Below are 24,748 nucleotides of genomic sequence, written 5' to 3'. Positions count from 1 at the left end.
TGCCGGCCCGCTGCGCACCACACTTCCGGCACGCGTCAGTATAGCGGCCGGAGCACCGTCGACTTTAGCCCTGCCAGGTATCGATGACCCGTCCTGTTCCTCTTCTCGAAGCCGTGGCGCTCAGCTGTGAGCGGGACTGGCGCATGCTTTTCGAGCAGCTGCATTTCGCCCTGCAGCCAGGCGACATGTTGCAGATCAGCGGTCCCAACGGCAGCGGCAAGACCAGCCTGCTGCGACTGATCGCCGGGCTGCGGCAGCCGACCTCCGGCGACATTCTCCTGCAGGGCCAGGCTCTGGCCGAGCAGCTCAGCGAACTGGCGCGCAATCTTCTATGGATCGGCCATGCAGCCGGGATCAAGGGGCTCTTGAGCGCCGAAGAGAACCTGGCCTGGCTTTGCGCGTTGCATCGCCCGGCCGGCCGCGACGCCATCTGGCAGGCGCTGGAAGCGGTCGGCCTGCGCGGTTTCGAGGACGTTCCCTGTCACACCCTGTCCGCCGGTCAGCAGCGCCGGGTGGCCCTGGCGCGCCTGTATCTGGAAGACACGCCGCCGTTGTGGGTGCTCGATGAGCCCTTCACCGCGCTGGACAAGAGCGGGGTGGCGCAGCTCGAAGCGCACCTGGCCGGCCACTGCGAGCGCGGTGGTGTGGTGGTACTGACCACTCACCACAGTCTGCAGCACAAGCCGGCCACCTATCGCGATCTGGATCTGGGGCAGTACGCGGCATGAGCAACGTTTTCACACAGCTGCTTTCACGCGAAATGCGTCTGCTCGCTCGCCGTCCGTCCGATCTGGCCAACCCCCTGGTTTTCTTCGCTATCGTCATCGCGCTGTTCCCGCTGGCGGTAGGGCCGGAAACGCAATTGTTGCAAACCCTTTCCCCTGGCCTGGTATGGGTGGCAGCGCTTTTGGCCGTGCTGCTCTCGCTGGACGGGCTTTTCCGCAGCGATTTCGAGGACGGCTCGCTGGAGCAGTGGGTCCTTTCGTCGCACCCCCTGCCTCTTCTGGTGTTGGCCAAGGTGCTGGCACACTGGCTTTTCAGCGGTCTCGCGCTGGTTTTGCTGGCGCCTGTGCTGGCGCTGATGCTCGGTCTGCCCGGGCGTTGCCTGCCGGTACTGCTGATTTCCCTGCTGCTCGGCACCCCGGTGTTGAGCCTGCTCGGTGCGGTGGGCGCGGCGCTTACCGTTGGTCTCAAGCGCGGCGGCCTGCTGCTGGCGCTGCTGATCCTGCCGCTGTACATCCCGGTGCTGATTCTTGGCAGCGGGGCGTTGCAGGCGGCCCTGCAAGGACTGCCGGCTACCGGTCACCTGTTGTGGCTGGCGAGCCTCACCGCTCTGGCGGTTACCCTGACACCTTTTGCGATAGCCGCCGGCCTGACCATCAGTGTCGGCGAATAAGAACGAACCGTGATACCTGACCGACAGCAGTCGAGCCAGGCCTGAATGATGAGTCGAGCATGAACTGGACGTGGTTTCACAAATGGGGTTCGCCCAAGTGGTTCTATGAGATGAGTGGCCGCTGGCTGCCCTGGCTCAGCATCGCTGCCGTATTGCTGACCGTCGCCGGCCTGGTCTGGGGCCTGGCCTTCGCGCCACCGGACTACCAGCAGGGCAACAGCTTTCGCATCATCTACATTCATGTTCCAGCCGCGTTCCTGGCTCAATCCATCTACGTGACGCTCGCCGTCGCCGGCCTGGTCGGCCTGGTCTGGAAAATGAAACTGGCCGATGTCGCCCTGCAGCAGGCCGCCCCCATCGGCGCCTGGATGACGGCCATCGCGCTGCTTACCGGCGCCATCTGGGGCAAGCCGACCTGGGGCACCTACTGGGTATGGGATGCGCGTCTGACCTCGATGCTGATCCTGCTGTTCCTCTATTTCGGTGTCATCGCCCTCGGCAACGCCATCAGCAACCGCGACAGCGCCGCCAAGGCCTGTGCCGTGCTGGCCATCGTCGGTGTGATCAATATCCCGATCATCAAGTACTCGGTGGAGTGGTGGAACTCGCTGCACCAGACCGCCACCTTCAAGGTCACCGAAAAACCCGCGATGCCGGTGGAAATGTGGCTGCCGCTGCTGCTGGCGGTACTGGGTTTCTACTGCTTCTTCGGCGCCGTGCTGCTGTACCGCATGCGTCTGGAAGTACTCAAGCGCGAAGCGCGCAGCAGCTGGGTCAAGGCCGAAGTGCAGAACCTGGTGGAGGGCAAGGCATGAGCTTTTCGTCCTTTTCCGAATTCCTCGCCATGGGCACCCATGGCGCCTACGTCTGGAGCGCCTACGGCATCAGCCTGGCGATTCTGGCGTTGAATGTGGTGCTGCCGATCCTGGCTCGCCGCCGTTACCTGCAAGACGAGGCGCGCCGTTTGCGCCGGGAGAAGTCGAAGTGAATCCGGTTCGCAAGAAACGCCTGTACATCGTTCTGGCCATCCTCTGCGGCGTCAGCATCGCCGTCGCCCTGGCGCTGACCGCGCTGCAGGAGAATATCAATCTGTTCTACACCCCGAGCCAGATCGCCAACGGCGAGGCGCCAGTCGATACCCGCATTCGTGCCGGTGGTCTGGTGGAGGAGGGTTCGGTGAAGCGTTCGGCCGATTCGCTGGAAGTGGACTTCGTCGTCACCGACGGCGCCCATGGCGTGACCATCCGCTACAGCGGCATCCTGCCGGACCTGTTCCGTGAAGGGCAGGGCATCGTTGCCCTGGGCCGCGTCAACGAAGAGGGCGTGCTGGTGGCTGACGAGGTGCTGGCCAAGCACGACGAGAACTACATGCCGCCTGAGGTCATGCAGGCGCTGGAAAAGAGCGGGATGATGCAAAAGCACGATGAGGCCAAAGCAGCCAAGCAAGGCGGCTACCAGCAGGAGAGCGCACAATGATCCCCGAGCTTGGCCATCTGGCGATGATCCTGGCGCTGTGCCTGTGCCTGGTACAGGCGACGCTGCCGCTGATCGGTGCCTGGCGTGGTGACCACCAGTGGATGAGCCTGGCGCAGCCGGCCGCCTGGGGTCAGTTCGCCTTCCTGTTGTTCTCCTTCCTGTGCCTGACTTACGCCTTCATGGTCGACGACTTCTCCGTCGCCTACGTGGCCAACAACTCCAACAGCGCGTTGCCCTGGTACTACAAGTTCAGCGCGGTATGGGGCGCGCACGAAGGCTCTCTGCTGCTGTGGGCCTTGATCCTGGCCGGCTGGACCTTCGCCGTGGCGATCTTCTCGCGCCACCTGCCGGAAGAGATGCTCGCCCGCGTGCTGGCGGTGATGGGCATGATCAGCGTCGGCTTCCTGCTGTTTCTGATCGTCACCTCCAACCCCTTCGAGCGTCTGCTGCCGAACTCGCCTGTCGACGGCCGCGACCTCAACCCGCTGCTGCAGGACTTCGGTCTGATCGTCCATCCGCCGATGCTGTACATGGGCTATGTCGGCTTCTCGGTGGCCTTCGCCTTCGCCATCGCCGCGCTGCTCGGCGGCAAGCTGGACGCCGCCTGGGCGCGCTGGTCGCGTCCCTGGACCATCGTCGCCTGGGCCTTCCTCGGCATCGGTATCGCGCTCGGTTCCTGGTGGGCCTACTACGAGCTGGGCTGGGGCGGCTGGTGGTTCTGGGACCCGGTGGAGAACGCCTCGTTCATGCCCTGGCTGGTGGGGACGGCGCTGATCCACTCACTGGCCGTGACCGAAAAGCGCGGTGTGTTCAAGAGCTGGACCGTACTGCTGGCCATCGCCGCGTTTTCCCTCAGCCTGCTGGGGACCTTCCTGGTGCGTTCCGGCGTGCTGACCTCGGTGCATGCCTTTGCCACCGACCCCGAGCGCGGCGTGTTCATCCTTGCCTTCCTGCTGGTGGTGGTCGGCGGTTCGCTGGCGCTGTTCGCCGTGCGCGCACCGGTGGTCAAGAGCCAGGTCGGCTTTGGCCTGTGGTCGCGTGAGACCCTGCTGCTGGTCAACAACATCGTGCTGGTGGTGTCGGCTGCGATGATCCTGCTCGGCACCCTCTACCCGCTGGTGCTCGATGCCCTGACCGGCGCCAAGCTGTCGGTCGGCCCACCTTACTTCAACGCGCTGTTCCTGCCGCTGATGGCGCTGCTGATGGCGGTGATCAGCGTCGGCGTGCTGGTGCGCTGGAAGGACACCCCGCTGAAATGGCTGGGCAGCATGCTGACGCCGGTGCTGGTCGCCAGCGTGGTGCTGGCGGTGGCCGCGACCTTCCTGCATGCTGATTTCCACTGGGCGGTGCTGGCCGTCTGCCTGCTGGCGTTCTGGGTGATCCTCGGCGGCGTGCGCGACATTCTCGACAAGACGCGCCACAAAGGCCTGCTCAAGGGCCTGCCGAGTCTCGGTCGCAGCTACTGGGGCATGCAGATGGCGCACCTGGGGTTCGCCGTGTGTGCCCTGGGCGTGGTGCTGACCAGCCTGGGCAGCTATGAGCGCGACCTGCGCATGGCGCCGGGTGATTCGGTGGAGCTGGCGGGCTATCGCTTCCAGTTCGACGGCGCCGTGCATCACGAAGGCCCCAACTTCATCTCCGACAAGGGCACGGTGCGTGTCTTCGATGGTGAGCGGCAGATCAAGGTGCTGCACCCGGAGAAGCGCCTGTACACCGTGCAGCAGTCGACCATGACCGAGGCGGGCATCGATGCCGGTTTCACTCGCGATCTGTTCGTCGCCCTGGGTGAGCCGCTGGAGCAGGGCGCCTGGGCCGTGCGCATTCACATCAAACCCTTCGTGCGCTGGATCTGGCTCGGCGGCCTGTTGATGGCCTTCGGCGGCTTCCTCGCTGCGGCCGACAAGCGCTACCGGATCAAGGTCCGCACCCGTGTGCGCGACGCCCTGGGCTTGCAGGAGGCCAGCGCATGAGACGTTTGCTGCTGCTGTTGCCGCTGCTGGCATTTCTGGCGATTGCCGTATTTCTCTACCGCGGCCTGTTTCTCGATCCGTCCGAGCTGCCCTCGGCGCTGATCGGCAAGCCGTTCCCGGCTTTCAGCCTGCCGGCGCTGGATGACCCTGAGCGCACCCTGAGCGCGGATGATCTCAAGGGCAGGCCCGCGCTGGTCAACGTCTGGGCCACCTGGTGCCCGGCCTGCCGCCACGAGCATCCGGTGCTGAACAAGCTGGCCGAGGCCGGTGTGGTCATCCACGGCATCAACTACAAGGATCAGCGCGAGCCGGCGCAGAAGTGGCTGCGTGACCTGCACAACCCCTACCAGCTCAATATCGAGGATGCCAAGGGCAGCCTGGGGCTGGACCTGGGGGTGTACGGCGCGCCGGAGACCTTCTTCGTCGACGCCAAGGGCATCATCCGCCACAAGTACGTCGGGGCCATCGACGAGCGCATCTGGCGCGAAAAGCTGGCGCCGATCTATCAAGAACTGGTCGACGAGGCACAGGCACCATGAAAACTACTGCGCTCGATCATGCTGCGTTGAAAGCAGGCTGGAGCGCCAGCCCGGTCAAATGCTCATTTACAACTTGTAAACTCCGCTTCTTCGCCTGCTTTCGCCTTGCCTGCTCTTCGCTCGCGACGTTTTCATGGCGCCTGCCTAAACGTCTGCTGATGTCCGCCGGTCTGGCGCTGGGCCTGTTGGCCAGCGCCCATGCCGCCATCGATACCTTCGAGTTCGCCAGCGAGGCCGAGCGCCAGCGCTATCGCAACCTGATCGAAGAGCTGCGCTGCCCGAAATGCCAGAACCAGAACATCGCCGACTCCGATGCGCCGATCGCCATGGACCTGCGTGGCGAAATCTATCGCATGCTCGAAGAGGGCAAGAGCAACGAGGAGATCATCGACTTCCTGGTTTCCCGCTACGGCGACTTCGTGCTCTACAAGCCACCACTGACCAGCCGCACGCTGTTGCTCTGGTACGGTCCGGCCGGCCTGCTGCTGATAGGTTTCGGCGTGCTTGGGGTGATCGTCCTGCGCCGCCGTGGCCAGCAGAAGGATCGCTCCGCCGCTGGCCTCTCCCTTGATGAGCAGGCGCGCCTCGACGCGCTGCTCGCCCAAGCCTCTCAGGACAAGAAAGACCAATGATCGATTTCTGGTTGCCCGCCGGGCTGCTTTTGCTGACTGCCCTGGCGTTTCTGCTGATTCCGGTACTGCGCATTCGCAAGCTGCAGGCCGAAGAAGACCGTACCGCACTCAACGTCACCCTCTATCAGGAACGCCTGCAGGAGCTGGAAGCCCAGCGCCAGGCCGGTGTGCTCGATGAAGCGCAGATGCAGGCCGGTCGTGCCGAAGCGGCGCGCGAGCTGCTCGACGATACCGAAGGCGTGCAGCGCCGCAGCGGTGTGCTCGGCGGCAAGATCCCGCTGGTTTCGGCGTTGCTGGTGCCGGTGCTCGGCGTGGCCCTGTACCTGCACTGGGGCGCGCTCGATCAGGTCGAGCAGACCCGTCAGCTGGCGGCCATGCAGCCGCAGAGCATCGAGGAAATGACCGCGCGCCTGGAGCAGACCGTCAAACAGCAGCCGGACTCCGCCGAAGGCTGGTACTTCCTTGGCCGTACCTATATGGCGCAGGAGCGTGCCGGCGACGCCGCCAAGGCCTTCGAGCGCGCCGTGGAGATCGCCGGGCGTGCCCCGGAACTGCTCGGCCAGTGGGCGCAGGCGCTGTATTTCGCCGAAGGCAAACAGTGGAACGAGCAATTGCAGGGGCTCACCGACGAGGCGTTGAAGGCCGATCCGGAAGAGGTCACCAGCCTGGGGCTACTCGGCATCGCGGCCTATGAAAGTCAGCGCTATGCTGATGCAGTGCGCTACTGGGAGCGTCTGGTCGCCGTGCTGCCGGAGCAGGACCCGTCCCGCACGGCCATCGCCGGCGGTATCGAACGCGCCCGGCAGCAGATGGGTGAGGGCGAGCAGCCCAGCGCTGCCGCTGAGCCGAGCGCCAAGGTGCATGCGCTGGAAGTCAGCGTGTCGCTGTCGCCCGAGGTGCAGCAGAAGGTGCAGCCGGACGATGCCGTGTTCGTCTTCGCCCGTGCACTCAGCGGCCCGCCGATGCCGTTGGCGGCCAAACGCCTGAAGGTTTCCGATCTGCCGGTGCAGATCAGTCTCTCGGATGTGGATGCAATGATGCCGGAACTGAAAATGTCGCAATTCGACCAGGTGCAACTGGTGGCGCGCGTTTCCCGCGCGGGTAATGCCACTCAGGGCGAGTGGGTCGGCCAGACCGGCCCCGTTGCCAATACCGCTCGTGACGTGCAGACGCTGCTGATCGACAGCCGCGACGGGCAGGCCCAGTGAAGCGCCTGGCGCTGGCCTGCGCGCTCGGGCTTGGCTTGAGTGGCTGCGTATTGCAGCAGCCCAGCGCCCCGGTCGGGGGGCTGCCACCGGTGCAGCAACCCGGTACGCCCGCTGGCAAGTTGCCGCCTGTCCAGCAACCCTCGCACCCGCGTTATGCGCCGCCGCCCGGGGTGAAAAGCCACTGGAATCCGGCCTTGGGCGTGTACGTGGTCGAAGGAACGCGCGATCTCTACTATCGCGAGCGCGTCTTCTACCGCTGGGACGGCGGCTGGAGCTGGTCGCCGCAAGCTGGCGGGCCGTGGAAGGAAACCGACAGCTCGGGCATTCCACCGGGGCTGTTCCGGCAGTATCAGGGTCGCTGATCTCCGGGGCGGGTAAAGCCTACATGAGCTTGGCGAGTCGCCCTGCACAAATGAAAACGGCGCCCGAAGGCGCCGTTTTTGTGGCTGCGATCCAGGCTCAATGCGCCCAGATCAGGCCCACCAGCAGGTAGCTGATCAGCGTCACCAGCACTACGCCGAACAGATTGAGGGCGAAGCCCGCCCTGATCATCGACTGTATCTTCATATGCCCGGTGCCGAACACGATGGCATTGGGCGGCGTCGCCACCGGCATCATGAAGGCGCAGCTGGCAGCGATGGCGGCAGGAATGGCCAGCAGTTCGGCCGGCATGCCCTGCGACACCGCCAGAGCCCCCAGCAGCGGCAGGAAAGCGGCCGCGGTAGCGGTGTTGGAGGTGACTTCGGTGAGGAAGATGATCACCAGTACCACCACGCCGATCATCGCGACTACTGGCAGCGCGCCCAGGGCACCGAGGCTTTGTGCGATCCACTCGGCCAGGCCGGTGCTGCGAATCACCCCGGCCAGCGACAGGCCGCCGCCGAACAGCAGCAGTACACCCCAGGGCAGCTTGCTGGCGCTTTCCCAGTCCATCAGGAACACCCGCTGTTTGGTATCCACGGGAATGATGAACAGCGCCAGCGCTGCAGCGATGGCGATGCTGGTGTCGTTGACGCCCGATACCCAGCCGGCGATCAGTGGCTGGAACACCCAGGCCAGCGCGGTGATCACGAATACCAGCGCCACCAGTTTTTCGCCGCGGCTCAGCGGACCGAGCGCGGCCAGTTCGCTGCGGATCAGCTGCGTGCTGTCATGCCCGGCCAGGTTGAAACCGCCGCGGGTCAGCCACCACCAGATGATCGCCAGCATGATTACCGCCACCGGCACGCCCAGCAGCATCCACTGGCCGAAACCGATCTGTACGTCATAGTTGTCGGCGAGGAAGGCCGCCAGCAGGGCATTGGGCGGCGTACCGATCAGTGTGGCGATGCCGCCGACGCTGGCAGCGTAGGCGATCGCCAGCAGCAGGGCGGTGGCGAAGCGTTCACGGTCGGCATCGCCCGCGCTCTTCTCGCCGGTAAGCATACCGATTACAGAAAGACCGATGGGCAGCATCATGATGGTGGTGGCGGTGTTGCTCACCCACATGCTGAGAAAGGCGGTGGCCATCATGAAACCGGCAATCTGCTTGCTTGGCTTGCTGCCCATGGCCAGCAGCGTCATCAGGGCGATGCGCTTGTGCAAATTCCAGCGCTCCATGGCCAGGCCCAGGACGAAACCACCGAGGAACAGGTAGATGGTCGGGTTGGCGTAAGGCGCGGTGGCGGCATTGAGGCTATCGATGCCCAGCGCCGGGATCAGCAGGATCGGCAGCAGCGAGGTGGCCGGAATCGGAATGGCCTCGGTCGACCACCAGGTGGCCATCAGCAGGGTCAGGCCGATGGTGGCCCAGGCGGCGCTGGACAGGCTGCCCGGCGGCTCCGTGACCAGGCAAACGAGCAGTAACAATGGGCCTAGAATCAGGCCAATCCAGGCGGCCTTGGCTGGCGCCGTGGATTCATTGGTGGTAACGGCCATCGCGCGCTTCCTTCAGCTAAAAAAGTCGGGCTTTATAGCCCACAGGGCGACTTTATGACCACGCGATGGCCGTTCGGTTTTGCTTCAGTCTGTTTCAGGTGAGCTTCGTGCTGGCGATGCGGAGGCCGCCGGCCTGCCAAACAGCGGTCCTCCGCAACGACTGCAAAATGACGCGTTGTATTCATGTTGCTTTTTCCGGCAATGCGGGCAGTCATGCTCCATCTGCCCCTCCAGCCGCATGGCATTGGCCAGTTCGGCGGTGAAGATGCCGGTCGGCACGGCGATGATCGAGTAGCCGGTGATCATCACCAGCGTGGCCAGCATCTGACCGATGGGCGTTTGCGGCGTGATATCACCGAAGCCCACGGTGGTCAGCGTCACCACCGCCCAGTAGATGCTGATCGGTATGCTGGTGAAGCCGTTGGCCGGGCCTTCGATCACGTACATCAGCGCGCCATATACCGTGACCAGGGTCGAAACGCTGACCAGAAAGACGATGATCTTCTGCTTGCTGCCGCGCAGCGCCACCAGCAGGAAATTCGCCTGGGACAGATACTGACGCAGCTTGAGCACGCGGAAGACGCGGATCAGGCGTATGGCGCGAACGATCATCAGGTACTGCGCATCGGCGAACATCAGCGCGAGGATGGCAGGCAGTACCGCCAGCAGATCCACCAGACCGAAGAAACTGAAGGCATAGCGCATGGGCTTGGGCGATATATACAGACGCAAGCCGTATTCGATCGCGAAAAGCACAGTGAAGAACCATTCCAGCGCTTTGAATACCTCGGCGTACTGGTTATGGAAGTGCTCGACGCTGTCGAGCATCACCACCACCAGGCTGGCGAGAATGGTCACCAGCAGCCAGTTGTCGAAGCGCTGAGCCGCGGGCGTGCTGGTCTCGAAGATGATGATGTAGAGGCGCTGACGCCAGGTCTGGCGTTTTTCCACGGCGTGACTCTCCTAATGATGCGAGGGCCAAGCCTAGGCAGGAGAGGGCCGAGCAGGCAATAGGCACGGGTTGGTAATGCGTGCGCGGTTTGTTCAAGCGCTGAGTGCCCGCGAGTCTTCAGGCTGTGTGCTCCTTTCACCATGGAGAGTCACATGCACCTATTTTTCTTCCGCTATCTTTACGCTCCCTGCTTCAGCCTGGGGTTCACGGGGCTGTCGGTTTGGCTGGTAGGCCATTGGCCGATGGGCCTGTGGTGCCTGCCGGTGCTACTTTTGCTTGCCATCGGTCTGTCCATGTTGGCAGAGGCGTTGGCCCCCTATGAGCGCCAGTGGAACCTCAATCATGGCGACATTGGCCGTGACCGATTGCACGCGCTGGTTAATGAGGCCCTCAACTGCGTGGGCATCTTGAGCATCCCACTATTCGCCAGGTTGCTGCCGGACAATACGCTTTGGCCTCACACCTTGCCGTTATGGTTGCAGGTGCTGATTGCCATCGTCGTGGCCGACCTGGGCATCACCTTGATGCACTGGCTCAGCCACCGTAGCGCCTTGCTTTGGCGATTGCACGCCGTACACCACAGCGTGCGCCGCATGTACGGGCTCAACGGCCTGATGAAACACCCACTGCATCAGGGGCTGGAGGCGCTGGCTGGAACTCTGCCGTTGCTGCTGGCGGGAATGCCGGTGACGGTGGCGGCACTACTGGCTTTTGCCATCGCGATTCAGTTATTGCTGCAGCACAGCAACGTAGACATGCGCATCGGCGCGTTACGCCACCTGATTGCTTGGGCACCCGTGCATCGTTTTCATCACCTACGCTATGGGCGTGCGGGGGACGTGAACTTCGCAATGTTCTTCTGTCTCTGGGACCGCCTGCTTGGTACCGCTTTTGACTCACCCTACAAGGTTGGCAGCAAGGACTTGGGTATCGGTAGCCAGCCGGAATACCCCGATGGCTACTTGGCTCAACTGCTTGAGCCATTCGTCTGTCGGGCGCGATCTGAGCGATCACCTGCGCCGCCAGCCGAGCTGAGAGGTTCAGTCGAGCAGTTGTAGCTGCAGTTGTCGCAGGGTCTGGCCCTGGATGCCGAACATGCCACGTAGCGTGCGTGAAAAGTGTGCCTGGTCGGCGAAATTCGCCGCGTGCGCTGCTTCGGTGAGATTGCTGCCGCGCAGCACCAGGCTCAGGGCCAGCCGCAGGCGGCGCCAGAGTATCAGTTTGCGCACCGGCAGGCCGACCTGATGGCCAAACAGCCGCTCCAGCTGGCTCAAAGAGATATGGGCGCGGCTGGCTAGTGCGTTGGCGTCGATACGCTCCAGTAGCAACGCATCGATAGTCTGCAGGGTTTGCTGCACACGCCCATCCAGTGCTGGACGTGACCAATGACGAAGCTGCGCAAGAACTGCCTGTGGCTCGCACGGCGCTTTGGCTAGCCATGCCTGCAGTGTTTGCAGGTGAAACGCCTGTGGCTCGAGGTATAGAGCCAGCAGTGGTTGGCCCGCTTCGCAGAAAGCATGTTGCTGCAGCGAGGGTACTACTAGGCGCGAGCCTTGGTATGACTTTCCGGCAATCTTCATCCCCAGCTCGCCCTTGTCGACCAACAGGATTTGGTGAGCGTAATGGGCGTGCGGACGGGTATCCCCAGACTGCCCTTCGAACAGGCAGTGATCAGTCGCTAGCCAGAGCCGGCCATTCCAGGGCTGCTGCATGGCAGTACTTGGTTGCATGAGGCGATGCTCAGAAGCCCGGCACGGAGAGCGTGCTCGGGGTTAGGGTGAAGACTTTCATTAAGGTGCTTCGGAATGTGCGGAAAACCAGCTTAGCGCCATCGCCGTACTGAGTTAAGTGTCTCGTCAGTGCTCGGCGAGTGATGACTCCTCTCGCGGATCGGCCAGTATGAATTGTTCCCCCGTCACCGCCGTGATACGTGCGGTGCCCAGATTGTGCAGTTGCCACTGCCATTCCCCGTAGCGGGTGCTGAAGGTGCCTCTAGCCTGACAGGGGTCATAGAGGTACCAGTCGTTTTCCTGGCGATGGGTGATGAGGATGGCGTGGCGCAGGAAGTCCGCGACAGTTTCTTCGCTGACCTTGCATTCCCGGCAGTTGTCCTGCTCTGGTCCGAGTGCGTCCTCGCTTACCTGAATATCGTTGACCGGGCCGAGCAGGGTGGGGATCTTTTTCTGCGCTTACGTTGCAGCTTGCCAGTAGCAGGCTGAGGCCAAGTGTGCGTCTATCCATGTCTTTCGCGATCCTTTGCTATGCGTCCCATGGCCTTGGGAGCGTCGTTGCCCGGTCAACGAACTGCGCCGGGCAGCGAGTGCTTGCTCTGAAGCGGTTTCAGTCGACGGCCAGGTAATGCTTGGTAAAGCTGTCGCTCACCACTTCCCACAGGGTGTTGGTGCCACTGGCAACGAAGAAGGAGTCGCCAGCCTTGTAGTGCGCCGTCTCGCCGGTGGCTTCATCGGTGATCTTCACTTCGCCGAGGGTCACCACAGCCTGTTCGTGAAAAGTGTAGGGCAGGCGGAAGCGGCTGCGGCGCACGCCAAAGTAGCCGGCGCTGACCGACTCGTCTTCGGTGGCGAAGGTGGTCAGGGCGAACATGGCGTTGTCGCCTTCGAGCATTTCCACGCCGATGTCCTCGAGGGTGCCGGCCAGTTCCAGTTCGTCCAGGGTGATGCCTTGCTTGATGCTGTGCAGCATGTCGTTCTCGCTCGATAGGGGTGAAAGGTAATGCACGCTAGCAGGGACCTGGGGACGAGCCAGTCGTGGCAGCGGCATCGGTAGCCAGGGAAACGTCCTGATCATTGCGTTCAGCCTGCTTCGGACTGCTTGCGTTCGGTACATGCGGCGAAGCGCGACTGCCTGGTCACGCCGGTGTTCATAACTTGTCGCCGAACTCCTGCGCATAAAGGGGGCTCTATTGTCTGTCCCCGCGGCCCGAACCTGTGGTCGTCAAGCAGCGCAGACAAGGAGTCCCGATGACATCGATACCAGCATCCCGCTTGCCCAAGTCCTGGTTGATGATCGTCGCCTGTGCGCTGCCGCTGCTCAGCGGCTGTTCCTCCGAGGCCGAGCCGGCACCCGAGCCGCCGCGGGTGGCGCTGGTCGAGCCGCTGCAGCCCGCCGCGCCGCAGGCCGAGGCGCTGCGTTTCTCCGGGGTGGTGCAGAGCGTGACCACCACCCAGCTGTCATTCGAGGTGGCCGGGCGCATCGAGCGCATCCTGATCGATGAGGGCACCCGTGTCAGGCGGGGGCAGCCGCTGGCCGAGCTGGATCGCACCGACTACCGCCTGCAGCTGCGTGAAGCCGAGGCGCGCCTGCGTCAGCTGGAGGCGGATCTGGCGCGCAAGCGCACCCTGCTTGCCGAAGGCATTCTCGCCCCCGCCGCCATCGAGGCGCTGGAGGCCAACACCGTGGCCGCGCGGGTGGCGCGCGACAGCGCCCAGCGCAATATCGACCACAGCACCCTGAACGCGCCGTTCGATGGCGTGGTGGCGCGCCGCCTGGCCGAGCCGGACATGGTGGTAGCGGTCGGCACGCCGGTGTTCGAGATGCAGGACAACCGGCAGATCGAGGTCGGCGTCGATCTGCCGGAAAGCGCCGCGCTGAGCATTCCGCTCGGGCCCGAGCTTGAGGCCGAAGCGCAGCTGGTGATCGCTGACCTGCGCCTGCCGCTGCGCTACAAGGAACACAGCACCCAGCCGCGCGAAGGTGCGCGCACCTACCGGCTGGTGCTGCAGGGCGAGCCGCCCGAGGACTACAACCTGCTGCCGGGCATGGCCATGCGCGTCAGTCTGCAGCGCCCCGCACAGTCACAGACAGAGGAGGAGGGCTTTCGCCTGCCGCTGTCGGCGCTGCAGACCGGCAGCGACGGCAAGCACTTCATCTGGCAGGCCGATGAAGGTCGCGCGCGGCGGCTGGTGGTGCAGCTGCAGCAGGTCGAAGGCGACCAGGCGCTGATCCGCGGCGAGGGCCTGCAGGCGCAGCTGCCGATCATCGTCGCCGGCGGCAGCAAGCTGCACGAGGACCAGCCGATCGAAGCGCGGGAGCGGAACTGAGCCGATGGATTTCGCCCGTTACGCCATCACTCGGCCGGTCAATATCTGGATTCTGGTGCTCACCTGCCTGCTCGGCGGCATCCTCGCCTTCTTCGAGATCGGCCGCCTGGAAGACCCCGAGTTCACCATCAAGCAGGCCATCGTCAACGTGCAGTACCCCGGCGCCACGGCGCTGGAGGTAGAGCAGCAGGTGACCGAGCCGCTGGAAAGCGCCATCCAGCAGATGTCGCAGATCAAGGAGATCCGCTCGCGCTCGATGCCGGGCATCGCCGAGATCCGCGTGGAGATGCAAGACCGCTACGACGGTGACGCGCTGCCGCAGATCTGGGACGAGCTGCGCAACAAGATCAACGATGCCCAGGGCGACCTGCCGCCGGGCATCGAGCCGCCGCAGGTCAACGACGATTTCGGCGATGTCTACGGCATCTTCTACGCCCTGACCGGCGACGGTCTGACGCTGAAGGAACTGCACGAAACGGCCAAGGACCTGCGCCGCGCGCTGCTCACCGCCGACGGCGTCGGCAAGGTGGAGATCGCCGGCGTGCAGGAGGAACGCATCCTGGTGGAGGTCGATCAGGCGCAGCTGGCGGCAATGAACATCGCCCCGGACGAGATCGTCGCAGCGCTGGCCGATACCGATGCCGCGGTGGAGGCCGGCGGCGTCAATGCCGGCGACTTCTTCGTGCGCCTGCGCCCCAGCGGGGCATTCGATTCTCTGGAGGAGCTGCGCGCGCTGCCGGTCGGCCAGGGTCCGCAGCGGGTCGAGCTGGGCGCCATCGCCAAGCTCTCGCGCGACTACGCCGAGCGGCCGCAGCAGATCATCCGCCACAACGGCCAGCCAGCGCTGACGCTGGGTATCAGCGGGGTGTCCGGGGCGAACATCGTCGAGGTCGGGCACAGCGTCGAGGCAGTGCTGCAGGCCGTTGAGCACCGCATGCCGCTGGGCGCCGAGCTGCACCCGCTTTACGAGCAGCACCGCATCGTCGACGAGTCGGTGAACAGCTTCGCCCTCAACGTTTTTCTCTCGGTGGCCATCGTGGTCGGTGTGCTGTGCATCGCCATGGGCCTGCGCGCCGGCGTGATCATCGGCGCGGTGCTGTTTCTCACCGTGCTCGGCACGCTGCTGGTGATGTGGCTGGTCGGCATCGAGCTGGAGCGGATTTCCCTCGGCGCACTGATCATCGCCATGGGCATGCTGGTGGACAACGCGGTGGTGGTCTGCGACGGCATGCTGGTGCGTCAGCGCCAGGGCAAGAGCATTCTCGAGGCGTCGCAGCAGACGCTGCAACAGACGCAGTGGCCGCTGCTGGGGGCAACCATCATCGGCATCCTGGCCTTCGCCGGCATCGGCCTGTCCCAGGACACCACCGGCGAGTTCCTCTTCTCGCTGTTCTTCGTCATCGCCGTGTCGCTGCTGCTCAGCTGGTTGCTGGCCCTGCTGCTGGTACCGCTGTTCGGCCATTACCTGCTGCGCAATGCCGGCGCCGACGAGGATGCCGATGCCGCATACGACGGCCCCTGGTACGCGCGCTATCGCCGGCTGGCTACAGGCGTGCTGCGCCGGCCGAATCTGACCATCGGCGCGCTGCTGGTGCTGACGGTGATCAGCGCGGTGATCTTCACCCGCCTGCCGCAGAGCTTCTTCCCGCCGTCGAGCACGCCGCTGTTCTACGTCAACCTGTTCCTGCCGCAGGGCACGCATATCCGCGATACCGCGCGCGCTGCCAACGAGGTCGAGCAGTACCTGGCCGAGCAGGACGGCGTGAGCGATGTGTCGAGCTTCATCGGCGCCGGGGCCTCGCGCTTCATGCTCACCTACATGCCGGAGCAGCCGAATGCCTCGCTGATGCACTTTCTCGTGCGCACCGAGGATGCCGAGCGGATCGACGGCCTGGTCCGGCAGATCAACCAGGAGTTGCCGCAGCGCTATCCATCGGCGGACGTCAGCGCCGCCCAGTTCATGTTCGGCCCCAATGCCGAGGCCAAGCTGGAGGCGCGCATCAGCGGCCCGGACATCGAGGTGCTGCGCGAGATATCCGCCGAGGGGCGCAAGCGCCTGCAGGAGCAGGGCCAGGTGCTCAACGTGCGCGACGACTGGCGTCAGCCGGTGCTGGTGCTGCGCCCGCAGCTGGCGCTGGATCGCCTCGCCGATGCCGGGCTGACCCGCCAGGCGGTGGCGCGCGCACTGGCTGCCGGCAGCGAGGGCCAGCGCGTCAGCCTGCTGCGCGAGCGCGACGAGCTGATCCCGGTGCTGCTGCGCGCCGCGCCGGATGACCGCATCGACGCCGACAACCTGCTGCAGCGGCTGATCTGGAGCCCGGCCGGCAACGGTTACGTGCCGCTGGCGCAGGTCGCCGACCGCATCGAACCGAGCAGCGAGGACGGCATCATCGTGCGCTACGACCGCGAGCGCACCATCTCCATCCGCGCCGAACCGCGCGACGGCGAGAACACCAACGAGGCGCATGAGCGCATCCGTCCGCTGATCGAGGGCATCGAGCTGCCGGTGAACTACAGCCTGAAATGGGGCGGCGACTACGAGCAGTCCTCCGATGCCCAGCAGGCGCTGGCCAGCACGCTGGCGGTGCCTTATCTGGCGATGGTGCTGGTCACCGTGCTGCTGTTCGCCAGGGTGCGTCAGCCGCTGATGATCTGGGCAGTGGTGCCCATGGCCATCTGCGGCGTGAGTTTCGGCCTGCTGCTCACCGGTCAGGCCTTCGGCTTCATGGCGCTGCTCGGCCTGCTCAGCCTGACCGGCATGCTGATCAAGAACGCCGTGGTGCTGGTGGACGAAATCGACCGGCAGATCGCCGCCGAGGTGCCGCGCCTGACCGCCATCATCGAGGCTTCGGCCTCGCGTTTGCGCCCGGTGACGATGGCCGCCGGCACCACGGTGCTGGGCATGGTGCCGCTGCTGTTCGACCCGTTCTTCGCCAACATGGCGGTGACCATCATGGGCGGCCTGGGCTTCGCCACGCTGCTGACGCTGCTGGCCGTGCCCTGCCTGTACCTGCTGCTGATGAAAGTGCGCCCGGAGGAAACCGCATGACTGCCAAGGCCCTGGCCGCTCCGCTGCTGCTCGCCCTGGCCCTGAGCGCCTGCTCCAGCGCCCCGCAGCATCCGGCGCCGCAACTGCCGGATACCTGGTTCAGCGCCGCCGGCGCCCACCCGGCCGATGCCGAGTCGCTGGCCAGCTGGTGGCGTCAGTTCCACGACCCGCAGCTCACCGCGCTGGTCCACCGCGCCATGCAGCAGAACCATGATGTACGCCTGGCCATGGCGCGGGTCGACAGCGCCCGCGCGCAGCTGCGCCAGGCGCGCGCCGGCCTGCTGCCGAGCTTCGATTTGCCGGGCTCGGCCAGCCGCCAGTGGATCGAGAACGACCAGGACGCCGAACCCGGCAGCCCGCTGGCCGACTTCATCCCGGATGACGACCCGATCGCCTTCGACAGCTGGGAACTGGCGCTGCAGGCGACCTGGGAACTGGACCTGTTCGGCGCCACCCGAGCCCGGCGCGACAGCGCCGCCCAGCAACTGCGTTCGGCCGAGGCGCAGACGGTGGCCGCACGCCTGGCCGTGGCTGCCAACACCGCGCAGGGCTATCTGCAGCTGCGCGCGCTGCAGGGGCAGCGCGCGCTCTTGGTCGAAGGCATCGAAGTGGCGCGCGAACTGGAGCGCATCGCCGGGCTGCTGTTTCATGCCGGCGAGGTGACGCGGCTGGACGTGGAGGCCACATCCGCCGAACGCGCATCGCTGGAAGCCGACCTGGACGAGCTGGACATCCACCTGGCCGAAGCGCAGCTGGCGCTGGATACCCTGCTCGCCGAGCCGCCGGGCAGTACCGCCGTCCAGCTCGCTGCCAGTACGGCGGTGCCGTTGGCCGAATCGCGCATCGCCGCCGGTCAGCCCATCGACCTGTTGCGCCGTCGCCCGGACCTGATCGCCGAAGCGGCGCGGCTGGATGCCGCCGAACTGCAGGCACTGGCCGCCCGCCGCGACCTGTTCCCTAAACTGGCGGTACAGGCTGCCGTGGGGCGCTCCGGCTTCGCGTTGGGCGACACCATTTCCAGCGCTTCGAACTTCGCCCGGGTCGGCGCCACCTTCGGTCTGCCGCTGCTGGACTATGCAAACCGTGGCGCTGCCATCGAACTGGCCGATGCCGAAGGTGAGGGCGCCTACATCGCCTTCGAGCAGGCCTTGGCCCGCGCGCTGGAGGAGGTCGAACGCGGCCTGACGCGCATTGCCGGACAACAGCGTCGGCACGCTGCCCTCAGCCGCACCCGCGCGCACCGCGAGCGCGCGCACCGGCTGGCGCAGCGCAGCTACGAGCTGGGCGAGGCGAACCTGAGCGAGGTGCTGGACGCCCAGCGTGGCGCACTGCAGGCGCGCCAGCGCGCACTGGAAGGCCGCACCGCACTGGCGACCGCGCAGGTGGCGTTGTACGTAGCGCTGGGCGGTGGCTGGCAGGCGGGGGGCGTGCAGGCTGCGGATACTGGCGCTGGGGAGTGATCGCGGCGGCAGAGCGCCGATGTGCCGCCTCTGTATGAGCGGCTTCAGCCGCGAATCGCTGCCAGGATCGTCGGCACGCTCTGCGTGGGCTCGCCCCGGAGCGCTTGTGTCCTTGGGGCCTAGGCTTCAGCGCTACTCGGCATCATGCGGTGCAAGATAATCGCGGCTGAAGCCGCTCCTACAGAAGCCACATGTCCGGTTGATCCGTTGCCAAGCTCCGTGTGGGTACGTGACCCTCGGACGTTCTGCGTCCGGTAGGCGTCGTGCAGCCTTGGTGTTCAGAACATCCCCGGGCATCAGGCTCAAGCGGGCGGCAGTTTTTCCAGAAAGCGCATCAGCAGGCTTTCTTCGGCGCGCAGGCCCTTGCGCGATGTCGCCAGTCGGATGCCGGCCAGCTCGCCAGCGAGGAAGGCATCGATCAGCGCCGGATGGATGTAGCACTTGCGGCAGACCGCCGGCGTATTGCGCAGCTGTTGCGCCACCTCCTTGACCATGGCCACCACATGCTTCTTGGCTGCGCTTTCCGGCTGCCATTCGAGTTCGCGCAATAGCGTCAGGGCCAGCGCGCTGCCGGCCCAGGTGCGGTAGTGCTTGGCGGTGAAGTCGGCGCCGGTGAGTTCACGCAGGTACTCGTTGATATCGGTGGAGGTCACCGCGCGACGCTCGCCATGCTCGTCCAGATACTGGAACAGGTGTTGCCCGGGCAGTTCCAGACAGCGCTGGATGATGCGCGCCAGGCGTCGATCGTTGACCTGCACCTCATGCTCGATGCCGCTCTTGCCACGAAAGTGAAAGCGTATGGTGTTGCCTTGCACCTCGACGTGACGGTTGCGCAGGGTGGTCAGCCCATAGGAGCGATTGTCCCGCGCGTAGCGGGCGTTGCCGACCCGGATCAGGGTGTTGTCCAGCAGCATGATCACGGTTGCCAGCACCTTCTCGCGGCGGTGTTCGCGCAGGTTCAGGTGCTGCTGCAGCGCTTCGCGCAGCGCCGGCAGGGCTTTGCCGAATGCCAGCAGGCTGGCGTACTTGTCCGCATCGCGGATTTCGCGCCAGCGGGCGTGGTAACGGTATTGCTTGCGCCCGCGGGCATCGCGGCCGGTTGCCTGCAGATGACCGTTGGCCAGTGGGCAGATCCAGACATCGGTGTAGGCGGGCGGCACTGCCAGGGCATTGATGCGAGCCACCTCCTTGGGGTCGCGGATGCGCTGGCCCTGCGTGTCGAAGTAGCAGAACTTGCCACGCAGCTTGCGGCGGCTGATGCCCGGCATGCTGTCGTCGACATAGCGCAGGTCGGCCGGTAGTTCGATGTCGCCAGGTGCCAGGCTCATCGTCGCCCCCCCTGAGAGTGTGGGTAGACAAGTGGTGAAAGGGCCAGGGTCGGGTAAAGGACAAGGCCGGGCATCGGCGTCGCTCGTCATGGCAGATATGACTTAGCCCGCCGAACGCAGCGGGAGTTCACTTCTTGCCGAAGCAGAAGGTCGCGGTACATGGCCCGATATCGCTGCGCGACCTGGCGAGCGATCGTGCAGAATCGGTAGCGTCGGCATGATCTGTTCCATCATGGCTTCGGGATTCATGCACGGCCCAGCCTCTTCGCCGATGACCGCGCTGGCGCTACTCCTTCTTGCGCGTCCAGTACACCTGACCGTCGACGATGACGTCCTCCGGCTTGCTCTTGTCGGCATCGTCGAACACTGCGAAGAAGCGGCGCTCCTCTCCATGAGGGCTCGACAGTACCAGGGCGTAATCCTCGAAGCGGTAGTTTGAGGTAACGCTGTCGTCGCGATTGCTGCCGGTGATGATGTAGCTGGTGGCGAATCTTCCCGCGACGAAGCCGCTGCGCTTGTGCGTGACGGTTCCATCGGAGCGGAACACGAAGGAGCGATCGCTGCGGGCGCCGCCCATGCCGACATTGAGGAAGTAATAGCTGTGGTGGAGCCGCGTATCGGCCGGCAGCGGTGCCAGTTCCTGTGCTTTGGAAAGGTCGACCTTCTCTCCGTCACGCGATAGCGCGATTTCGCCTGTCCAGTTCTTTGACCAGGTGAACCAGTTCTCTGGCTCGCGGCTCTTCGAGGCGCTCACATCCAGGTCTGTAAAGGGGAATTTCCAGGTATGGCGATAGGCGCTCGCGTCCGACAGCAGGACATAGATATCCTCGTCGCGGCTGGTGTAGCCATTGCCGAAACCGTCCAGACGGTGAGCGAAGTCCGCGACGTAGAGCACGCGATCGACGTCGGCCATGGCGATACCTTTACCCGGTCCGGCATGCACCTCGTTGGCCTCCGGTGGCCTGTGCACGAGACCGGACTGATCATCCACTCGAGCAAGGGACGCACCGGTTTGCTCCAGGGTGAAGAGCTGGCAGTCACGCAGCGAGATCTCGGCGTTCTTGCCTTCGATCACATTGCGCACCCGGCCAATGACGACCATGTCCTTGCCGCGTGACTCGTTCATCCGCGCTTTATGCGTGTTGTCCTTGAAGCTGCGGCAGGATAGCGAGAAGCGCGATTGACGAGCCCCGCGCCACTCGCGCAGGCGATTGTCGGAAACGACGCGACCGTAACCGGCGACCGCGCCCTGATTTTGCAGATAGGATTCCAGGCGATCCTCACGTGCTTTGCGCAGATTCCGATCCTCGAGCGCCCCCGCGTAAGAGCCGACCTTGGCCATCTCGGCCTCGGCCAGTACCGTGAGGTGCGCCAACCCCATGACCGGCAGCTTGCCTGGCGGCGAATCCGCTACCGGTTGCGCCAGGTCCAGCCCGTAGTTGCCGGCGAGGCGGCGCATTTTGCGCACGAGGGGTTTGATGGCGTACTTCTCGTCAGCGAGGAATGTCGCCAGGTCGGCACAGGGTGCGGGGTCTGCAGCAAGCAGTGGCGCGATCTGGGTGCGGGCCCGCGCGAGGTTGCTTTCCATTTCCTTGCGAAACGCTTCGCTACTGCGCACCAGTTCGCTAATGACTTGGTCGTAGTCGGCGATGTCGTTGCGATGGCTCCAGCTTGCCAAGGCATCGCGTCGCGCGCTTTCGCTTTGCGGGCTGCGTTCGTCGCAAAGATCCTTGATCGTCCGCGCCGTCATCACCCGAGTGGCTGCCTCGGAAAGCGTGGCGTTGAATTCGGCATCCGTAGCGCTCGCTGCTGACGATAGCGAGCCGGCCAATAGAGCAAGCGCGAAAGCGGACAATCCGCCTGTCTTGTTTTCGAGGATCATTGGGCAACGCTCCCTGTGCGTATTTTTATCTGGCTTCGGTCGATTCTGCTCCGCGATACCGATCATTCGGTAGAGACAACCGGGCTGACCCAGTAAGGTCACCGCCGATAAACCTGACGGCTGAAAATTCTGAGCGCTATTGCGTGCCTGAGTTCATCTGCTGTTTGTCGCATTTCAGCGCTGCGTCATGAAACTCTGTTGTTCACTGCCCGTTGCCACCTCAGCGCAAAGGCTTTGATTAGCCAGCAGGCGAGGATGAAGGGCATGGTCAGCGCTGATAGGCCCAGTGCGCTGAAACCGGCTTGCAGGAGCAGGGCGAGAACGATTCCCCCAGCAGGCACGAGGGCGCAGCGATACACCTGGGCCAGGGCGATGGCGGCGAGGGTGGCGTTGTAGCCGTGGAGTCCGGCCAGGGCGGCATCGCTGGGCCAGCCATGCGCTATCGCCAGGGCAAGGCCTCCGCTGGAACCCAGCAGCGCCCACAGCGCCGTGCGGCCATCGGCCAGGCGCAAACCGATAAGCAGACACAGGCCGGCCAGTGGCGAGTCGAGGAAGATCACTTGACCCAGGCCACGCAGGATGGCCTGCAGCAGTTGTGCAGCCTCGAGCTCAACTGAGTGCGATGGGGCTGTATGTGGTTGATCGGGTGGGGCGAACAGCGCCAGCAACAGCCAACCCAGCAGCACGAAGGGAAAGGTGAAGGCGGGCAGCCAGCCATGCTGGCGCATGCGCCGCATCCAGTGCGACAGCAGCAGGCTGGACAGGGCGGCGCTGGCGACGATCAGCACCGGTAGCAGCGGCGTCCATGGCAGTTTCAGGCTGAGCAGCAGGCCTAGCAAGGCGCCGTTGTAGCCGTACAGGCCGATGGCGATGTCCGCCTTGGGGTAGCCGTGGCGTTGCGCAATCAGCATCGAGGTCAGGCCGCCGAGCAGGGCACCGGGCAGCAGTTCGGGTGCGCCGATCAGGATGGCGAGCAGCACCAGTGCTCCGCAGCCGGGGCTCTGTTGCAGGAAGATCTGGGCGAAGCCGCAGAGCAGGGCGCGCAGGCTTTGCAGGATGACGTGGGATGTTGGTAATGGGGACATGATGTATTGGCCATGAGAGCCCTCTCCCCCAGCCCCTCTCCCATAAATGGGAGAGGGGAGCCGTCCGTGTGGCCCGGAGGAGCGGTGTAGTTCGCGCCGGCTCAGTGCCTAGCCCGGATGTAATCCGGGGCAGGGGGCGGAACATTTCCCCCGGATTTCATCCGGGCTACGGACGTCACTGCAGCGTTTCGATCCTCAGGCTGTTGGTACTGCCGGGCTGGCCGAAGGGTTCGCCGGCGGTGATCACCACGGTTTCGCCGCGCTTGGCCATGCCCTGGGCCTGGGCGATCTCCAGCGCGGTGCTGGTGACTTCCTCGACCCGGCGCAGGCGCTCGTTGACCACCGAGTAGATGCCCCAGGCCACGGTCAGGCGGCGGGCCGTGGTCAGGCTCGGCGTCAGGCTCAAGATCGGCGCCTTGGGCCGCTCACGCGAGGCGCGCAGGCTGGAGCTGCCGGATTCCGAGTAGTTGACCAATGCCGCCACCGGCAGGATCGAGCTGATGCGGCGGATGGCGCAGCTGATGGCGTCGCTGGCGGTGGCCTCGGCCTGCGGGCGACCGACGTCGAGCTGGCTCTGGTAGTCCGGGCCGTTCTCCACCTGGCGGATGATCTTGCTCATCATGTGCACGGTTTCCAGCGGGTAGTCGCCGGAGGCGGTCTCGGCCGACAGCATCACCGCATCGGCGCCTTCGGCCACGGCGTTGGCCACGTCGGTGACCTCGGCGCGGGTCGGCGCCGGGGAGAAGCGCATGGATTCCAGCATCTGCGTGGCGACCACCACCGGGCGGCCCAGTTGGCGGCAGGTGCGCACGATATCCTTCTGAATGCGCGGCACGTTCTCGGCCGGCACTTCCACGCCCAGATCGCCGCGCGCCACCATGATGGCGTCGCACAGACGGGCGATTTCTTCGAGGTGCTGCACCGCCGAGGGCTTCTCGATCTTGGCCATCAGGAAGGCCTTGCCGCCGATCAGCTCACGGGCTTCGACGATGTCCTCGGGGCGCTGTACGAAGGACAGCGCCACCCAGTCCACGCCCAGCTCCAGGCCGAAGGCCAGGTCGCGACGATCCTTCTCGGTCAGTGGCGACAGCTGCAGCACCGCCTCGGGGACGTTGACGCCCTTGCGGTCGGACAGCTCGCCACCGGCGATGACGCAGGTGTCTACGGCATCAGCCTGCTTGCCGGTCACTTTCAGGCGCAGGCGGCCGTCGTCCAGCAGCAGGCTCATGCCCGGCTGCAGGGCTTCGATGATTTCCGGATGGGGCAGGTTGACCCGGCTGGCGTCGCCGGGCGTGGCGTCCAGATCCAGGCGCAGGCTCTGGCCATTGACCAGATGCACCTTGCCGCCTTTGATGCGGCCGACGCGCAGCTTCGGCCCCTGCAGGTCCATGAGAATGCCGATGGGCTGGTTCAGCTCGCGCTCCACCTCGCGCACCCACTGGTAGCGCTGTGCGTGGTCGGCGTGTTCGCCATGGCTGAAGTTGAGGCGGAACAGGTTGACCCCGGCCTCCACCAACTGGCGGATATGCGCGGCGTCGCGGATGGCCGGGCCGAGGGTGGCGAGGATCTTTACTTTCTTGTCGGCGTTCATTGGGCAGGGCTCTAGGGGCTGTTGACGTTTCGGCGCGAGTCGCGTTGCTGCGCCAAATGGCGCCAGGCTAGGCACGGGACGCAGGGAATGGTGTCCCCTTGCCAAGTTCCGTAACGACGCATGGCGTCATTTGCCGCGCAACCCGGAGGGCCGGGGCTGTTTTTGCGCGCTGTGCTACTCGTCATTTATTTGCAATACAAAT

22 protein-coding genes are annotated in these 24,748 nt (G+C 64.9%); 14 read left to right on the top strand and 8 right to left on the bottom strand.

Translation table 11 applies throughout. From position 1 onward, the window contains the following. Positions 1-83 precede the first annotated feature (83 nt). The 10 genes from ccmA to GYB81_RS09825 all read left to right on the top strand — a co-directional run bounded on the left by ccmA (position 84) and on the right by GYB81_RS09825 (position 7,583). Positions 84-728 (top strand): cytochrome c biogenesis heme-transporting ATPase CcmA, encoded by a 645-nt coding sequence (gene ccmA / locus GYB81_RS09870; RefSeq protein WP_161865602.1) that lies wholly within the window; start codon positions 84-86, stop codon positions 726-728. Then, a complete protein-coding gene (gene ccmB, locus GYB81_RS09865; RefSeq protein ID WP_013715011.1) occupies positions 725-1,396 on the top strand; it encodes a heme exporter protein CcmB in 672 nt (223 codons plus the stop codon). Before ccmA ends, ccmB begins: the two co-directional genes overlap by 4 nt. A 59-nt stretch (positions 1,397-1,455) precedes the next feature. Beyond that, on the top strand, positions 1,456-2,211 hold the full coding sequence (locus tag GYB81_RS09860; RefSeq protein ID WP_161865603.1) for a heme ABC transporter permease: 756 nt from the start codon (positions 1,456-1,458) through the stop codon (positions 2,209-2,211). Next, positions 2,208-2,384, top strand: a complete 177-nt coding sequence (gene ccmD / locus GYB81_RS09855; protein ID WP_013715013.1) for a heme exporter protein CcmD — start codon at positions 2,208-2,210, stop codon at positions 2,382-2,384. The genes GYB81_RS09860 and ccmD overlap by 4 nt, the downstream gene beginning before the upstream one ends. Next, complete coding sequence (gene ccmE, locus GYB81_RS09850) at positions 2,381-2,872, top strand: cytochrome c maturation protein CcmE (RefSeq protein ID WP_161865604.1); 492 nt, start codon at positions 2,381-2,383, stop codon at positions 2,870-2,872. Before ccmD ends, ccmE begins: the two co-directional genes overlap by 4 nt. Continuing rightward, positions 2,869-4,842: a heme lyase CcmF/NrfE family subunit gene (locus GYB81_RS09845; protein WP_161865605.1), complete on the top strand. Its 1,974-nt coding sequence runs from the start codon at positions 2,869-2,871 to the stop codon at positions 4,840-4,842. The genes ccmE and GYB81_RS09845 overlap by 4 nt, the downstream gene beginning before the upstream one ends. After that, positions 4,839-5,381, top strand: a complete 543-nt coding sequence (locus GYB81_RS09840; RefSeq protein ID WP_161865606.1) for a DsbE family thiol:disulfide interchange protein — start codon at positions 4,839-4,841, stop codon at positions 5,379-5,381. The genes GYB81_RS09845 and GYB81_RS09840 overlap by 4 nt, the downstream gene beginning before the upstream one ends. Before the next feature lie 158 nt (positions 5,382-5,539). Beyond that, complete coding sequence (locus GYB81_RS09835) at positions 5,540-6,013, top strand: cytochrome c-type biogenesis protein (RefSeq protein ID WP_161865607.1); 474 nt, start codon at positions 5,540-5,542, stop codon at positions 6,011-6,013. Continuing rightward, positions 6,010-7,221 carry a c-type cytochrome biogenesis protein CcmI gene (gene ccmI / locus GYB81_RS09830; RefSeq protein ID WP_161865608.1) on the top strand — a complete coding sequence of 404 codons (1,212 nt, stop codon included), beginning with the start codon at positions 6,010-6,012 and terminating at the stop codon, positions 7,219-7,221. Before GYB81_RS09835 ends, ccmI begins: the two co-directional genes overlap by 4 nt. Next, positions 7,218-7,583 (top strand): hypothetical protein, encoded by a 366-nt coding sequence (locus GYB81_RS09825; RefSeq protein WP_161865609.1) that lies wholly within the window; start codon positions 7,218-7,220, stop codon positions 7,581-7,583. The genes ccmI and GYB81_RS09825 overlap by 4 nt, the downstream gene beginning before the upstream one ends. Positions 7,584-7,680: 97 nt before the next feature. On the opposite strand, the gene GYB81_RS09820 is transcribed toward GYB81_RS09825, so the two are convergent. Beyond that, positions 7,681-9,138 (bottom strand): SLC13 family permease, encoded by a 1,458-nt coding sequence (locus tag GYB81_RS09820; RefSeq protein ID WP_161865610.1) that lies wholly within the window; start codon positions 9,136-9,138, stop codon positions 7,681-7,683. An 84-nt stretch (positions 9,139-9,222) separates the two neighbouring features. Beyond that, positions 9,223-10,089 (bottom strand): ion transporter, encoded by an 867-nt coding sequence (locus tag GYB81_RS09815; protein WP_161865611.1) that lies wholly within the window; start codon positions 10,087-10,089, stop codon positions 9,223-9,225. A gap of 153 nt (positions 10,090-10,242) precedes the next feature. Between GYB81_RS09815 and GYB81_RS09810 the strand changes: the two genes are divergently transcribed. Further along, positions 10,243-11,148, top strand: coding sequence for a sterol desaturase family protein (locus tag GYB81_RS09810; RefSeq protein WP_161865612.1), 906 nt, complete (start codon positions 10,243-10,245; stop codon positions 11,146-11,148). Here GYB81_RS09810 and GYB81_RS09805 read toward each other — a convergent pair. Continuing rightward, positions 11,131-11,802, bottom strand: coding sequence for an AraC family transcriptional regulator (locus GYB81_RS09805; RefSeq protein WP_161865642.1), 672 nt, complete (start codon positions 11,800-11,802; stop codon positions 11,131-11,133). The genes GYB81_RS09810 and GYB81_RS09805 overlap by 18 nt on opposite strands. A 628-nt stretch (positions 11,803-12,430) precedes the next feature. Next, a complete protein-coding gene (locus GYB81_RS09800; protein WP_161865613.1) occupies positions 12,431-12,793 on the bottom strand; it encodes a cupin domain-containing protein in 363 nt (120 codons plus the stop codon). A 278-nt stretch (positions 12,794-13,071) separates the two neighbouring features. Here GYB81_RS09800 and GYB81_RS09795 point away from each other — a divergent pair, with 278 nt between their 5' ends. The 3 genes from GYB81_RS09795 to GYB81_RS09785 are packed head-to-tail and all read left to right on the top strand — an operon-like array spanning position 13,072 to position 18,660. Continuing rightward, entirely contained in the window at positions 13,072-14,151 is a 1,080-nt protein-coding gene (locus GYB81_RS09795) for an efflux RND transporter periplasmic adaptor subunit (protein WP_161865614.1), read from the top strand. Positions 14,152-14,155: 4 nt separating this feature from the next. Continuing rightward, positions 14,156-17,200 carry an efflux RND transporter permease subunit gene (locus GYB81_RS09790; RefSeq protein WP_161865615.1) on the top strand — a complete coding sequence of 1,015 codons (3,045 nt, stop codon included), beginning with the start codon at positions 14,156-14,158 and terminating at the stop codon, positions 17,198-17,200. Beyond that, positions 17,197-18,660 carry an efflux transporter outer membrane subunit gene (locus tag GYB81_RS09785; protein WP_161865616.1) on the top strand — a complete coding sequence of 488 codons (1,464 nt, stop codon included), beginning with the start codon at positions 17,197-17,199 and terminating at the stop codon, positions 18,658-18,660. The genes GYB81_RS09790 and GYB81_RS09785 overlap by 4 nt, the downstream gene beginning before the upstream one ends. 302 nt (positions 18,661-18,962) lie before the next feature. On the opposite strand, the gene GYB81_RS09780 is transcribed toward GYB81_RS09785, so the two are convergent. The 4 genes from GYB81_RS09780 to pyk all read right to left on the bottom strand — a co-directional run bounded on the left by GYB81_RS09780 (position 18,963) and on the right by pyk (position 24,546). After that, a complete protein-coding gene (locus GYB81_RS09780; protein ID WP_012018988.1) occupies positions 18,963-19,988 on the bottom strand; it encodes a DNA topoisomerase IB in 1,026 nt (341 codons plus the stop codon). 286 nt (positions 19,989-20,274) lie between these two features. Beyond that, positions 20,275-21,870 (bottom strand): hypothetical protein, encoded by a 1,596-nt coding sequence (locus tag GYB81_RS09775; protein ID WP_233787539.1) that lies wholly within the window; start codon positions 21,868-21,870, stop codon positions 20,275-20,277. 185 nt (positions 21,871-22,055) lie between these two features. Next, positions 22,056-22,955, bottom strand: a complete 900-nt coding sequence (locus GYB81_RS09770) for an urea transporter (RefSeq protein WP_161865617.1) — start codon at positions 22,953-22,955, stop codon at positions 22,056-22,058. A gap of 175 nt (positions 22,956-23,130) precedes the next feature. Continuing rightward, a complete protein-coding gene (gene pyk, locus GYB81_RS09765) occupies positions 23,131-24,546 on the bottom strand; it encodes a pyruvate kinase (protein WP_161865618.1) in 1,416 nt (471 codons plus the stop codon). Between the last annotated feature and the right edge of the window lie 202 nt (positions 24,547-24,748).

It is taken from the genome of Pseudomonas yangonensis (genome assembly GCF_009932725.1).
GTDB classification, from domain to species: domain Bacteria; phylum Pseudomonadota; class Gammaproteobacteria; order Pseudomonadales; family Pseudomonadaceae; genus Aquipseudomonas; species Aquipseudomonas yangonensis.
Note: the sequence above shows the minus strand (reverse complement) of the source record. Positions and strands in the feature narration are given on the sequence as shown.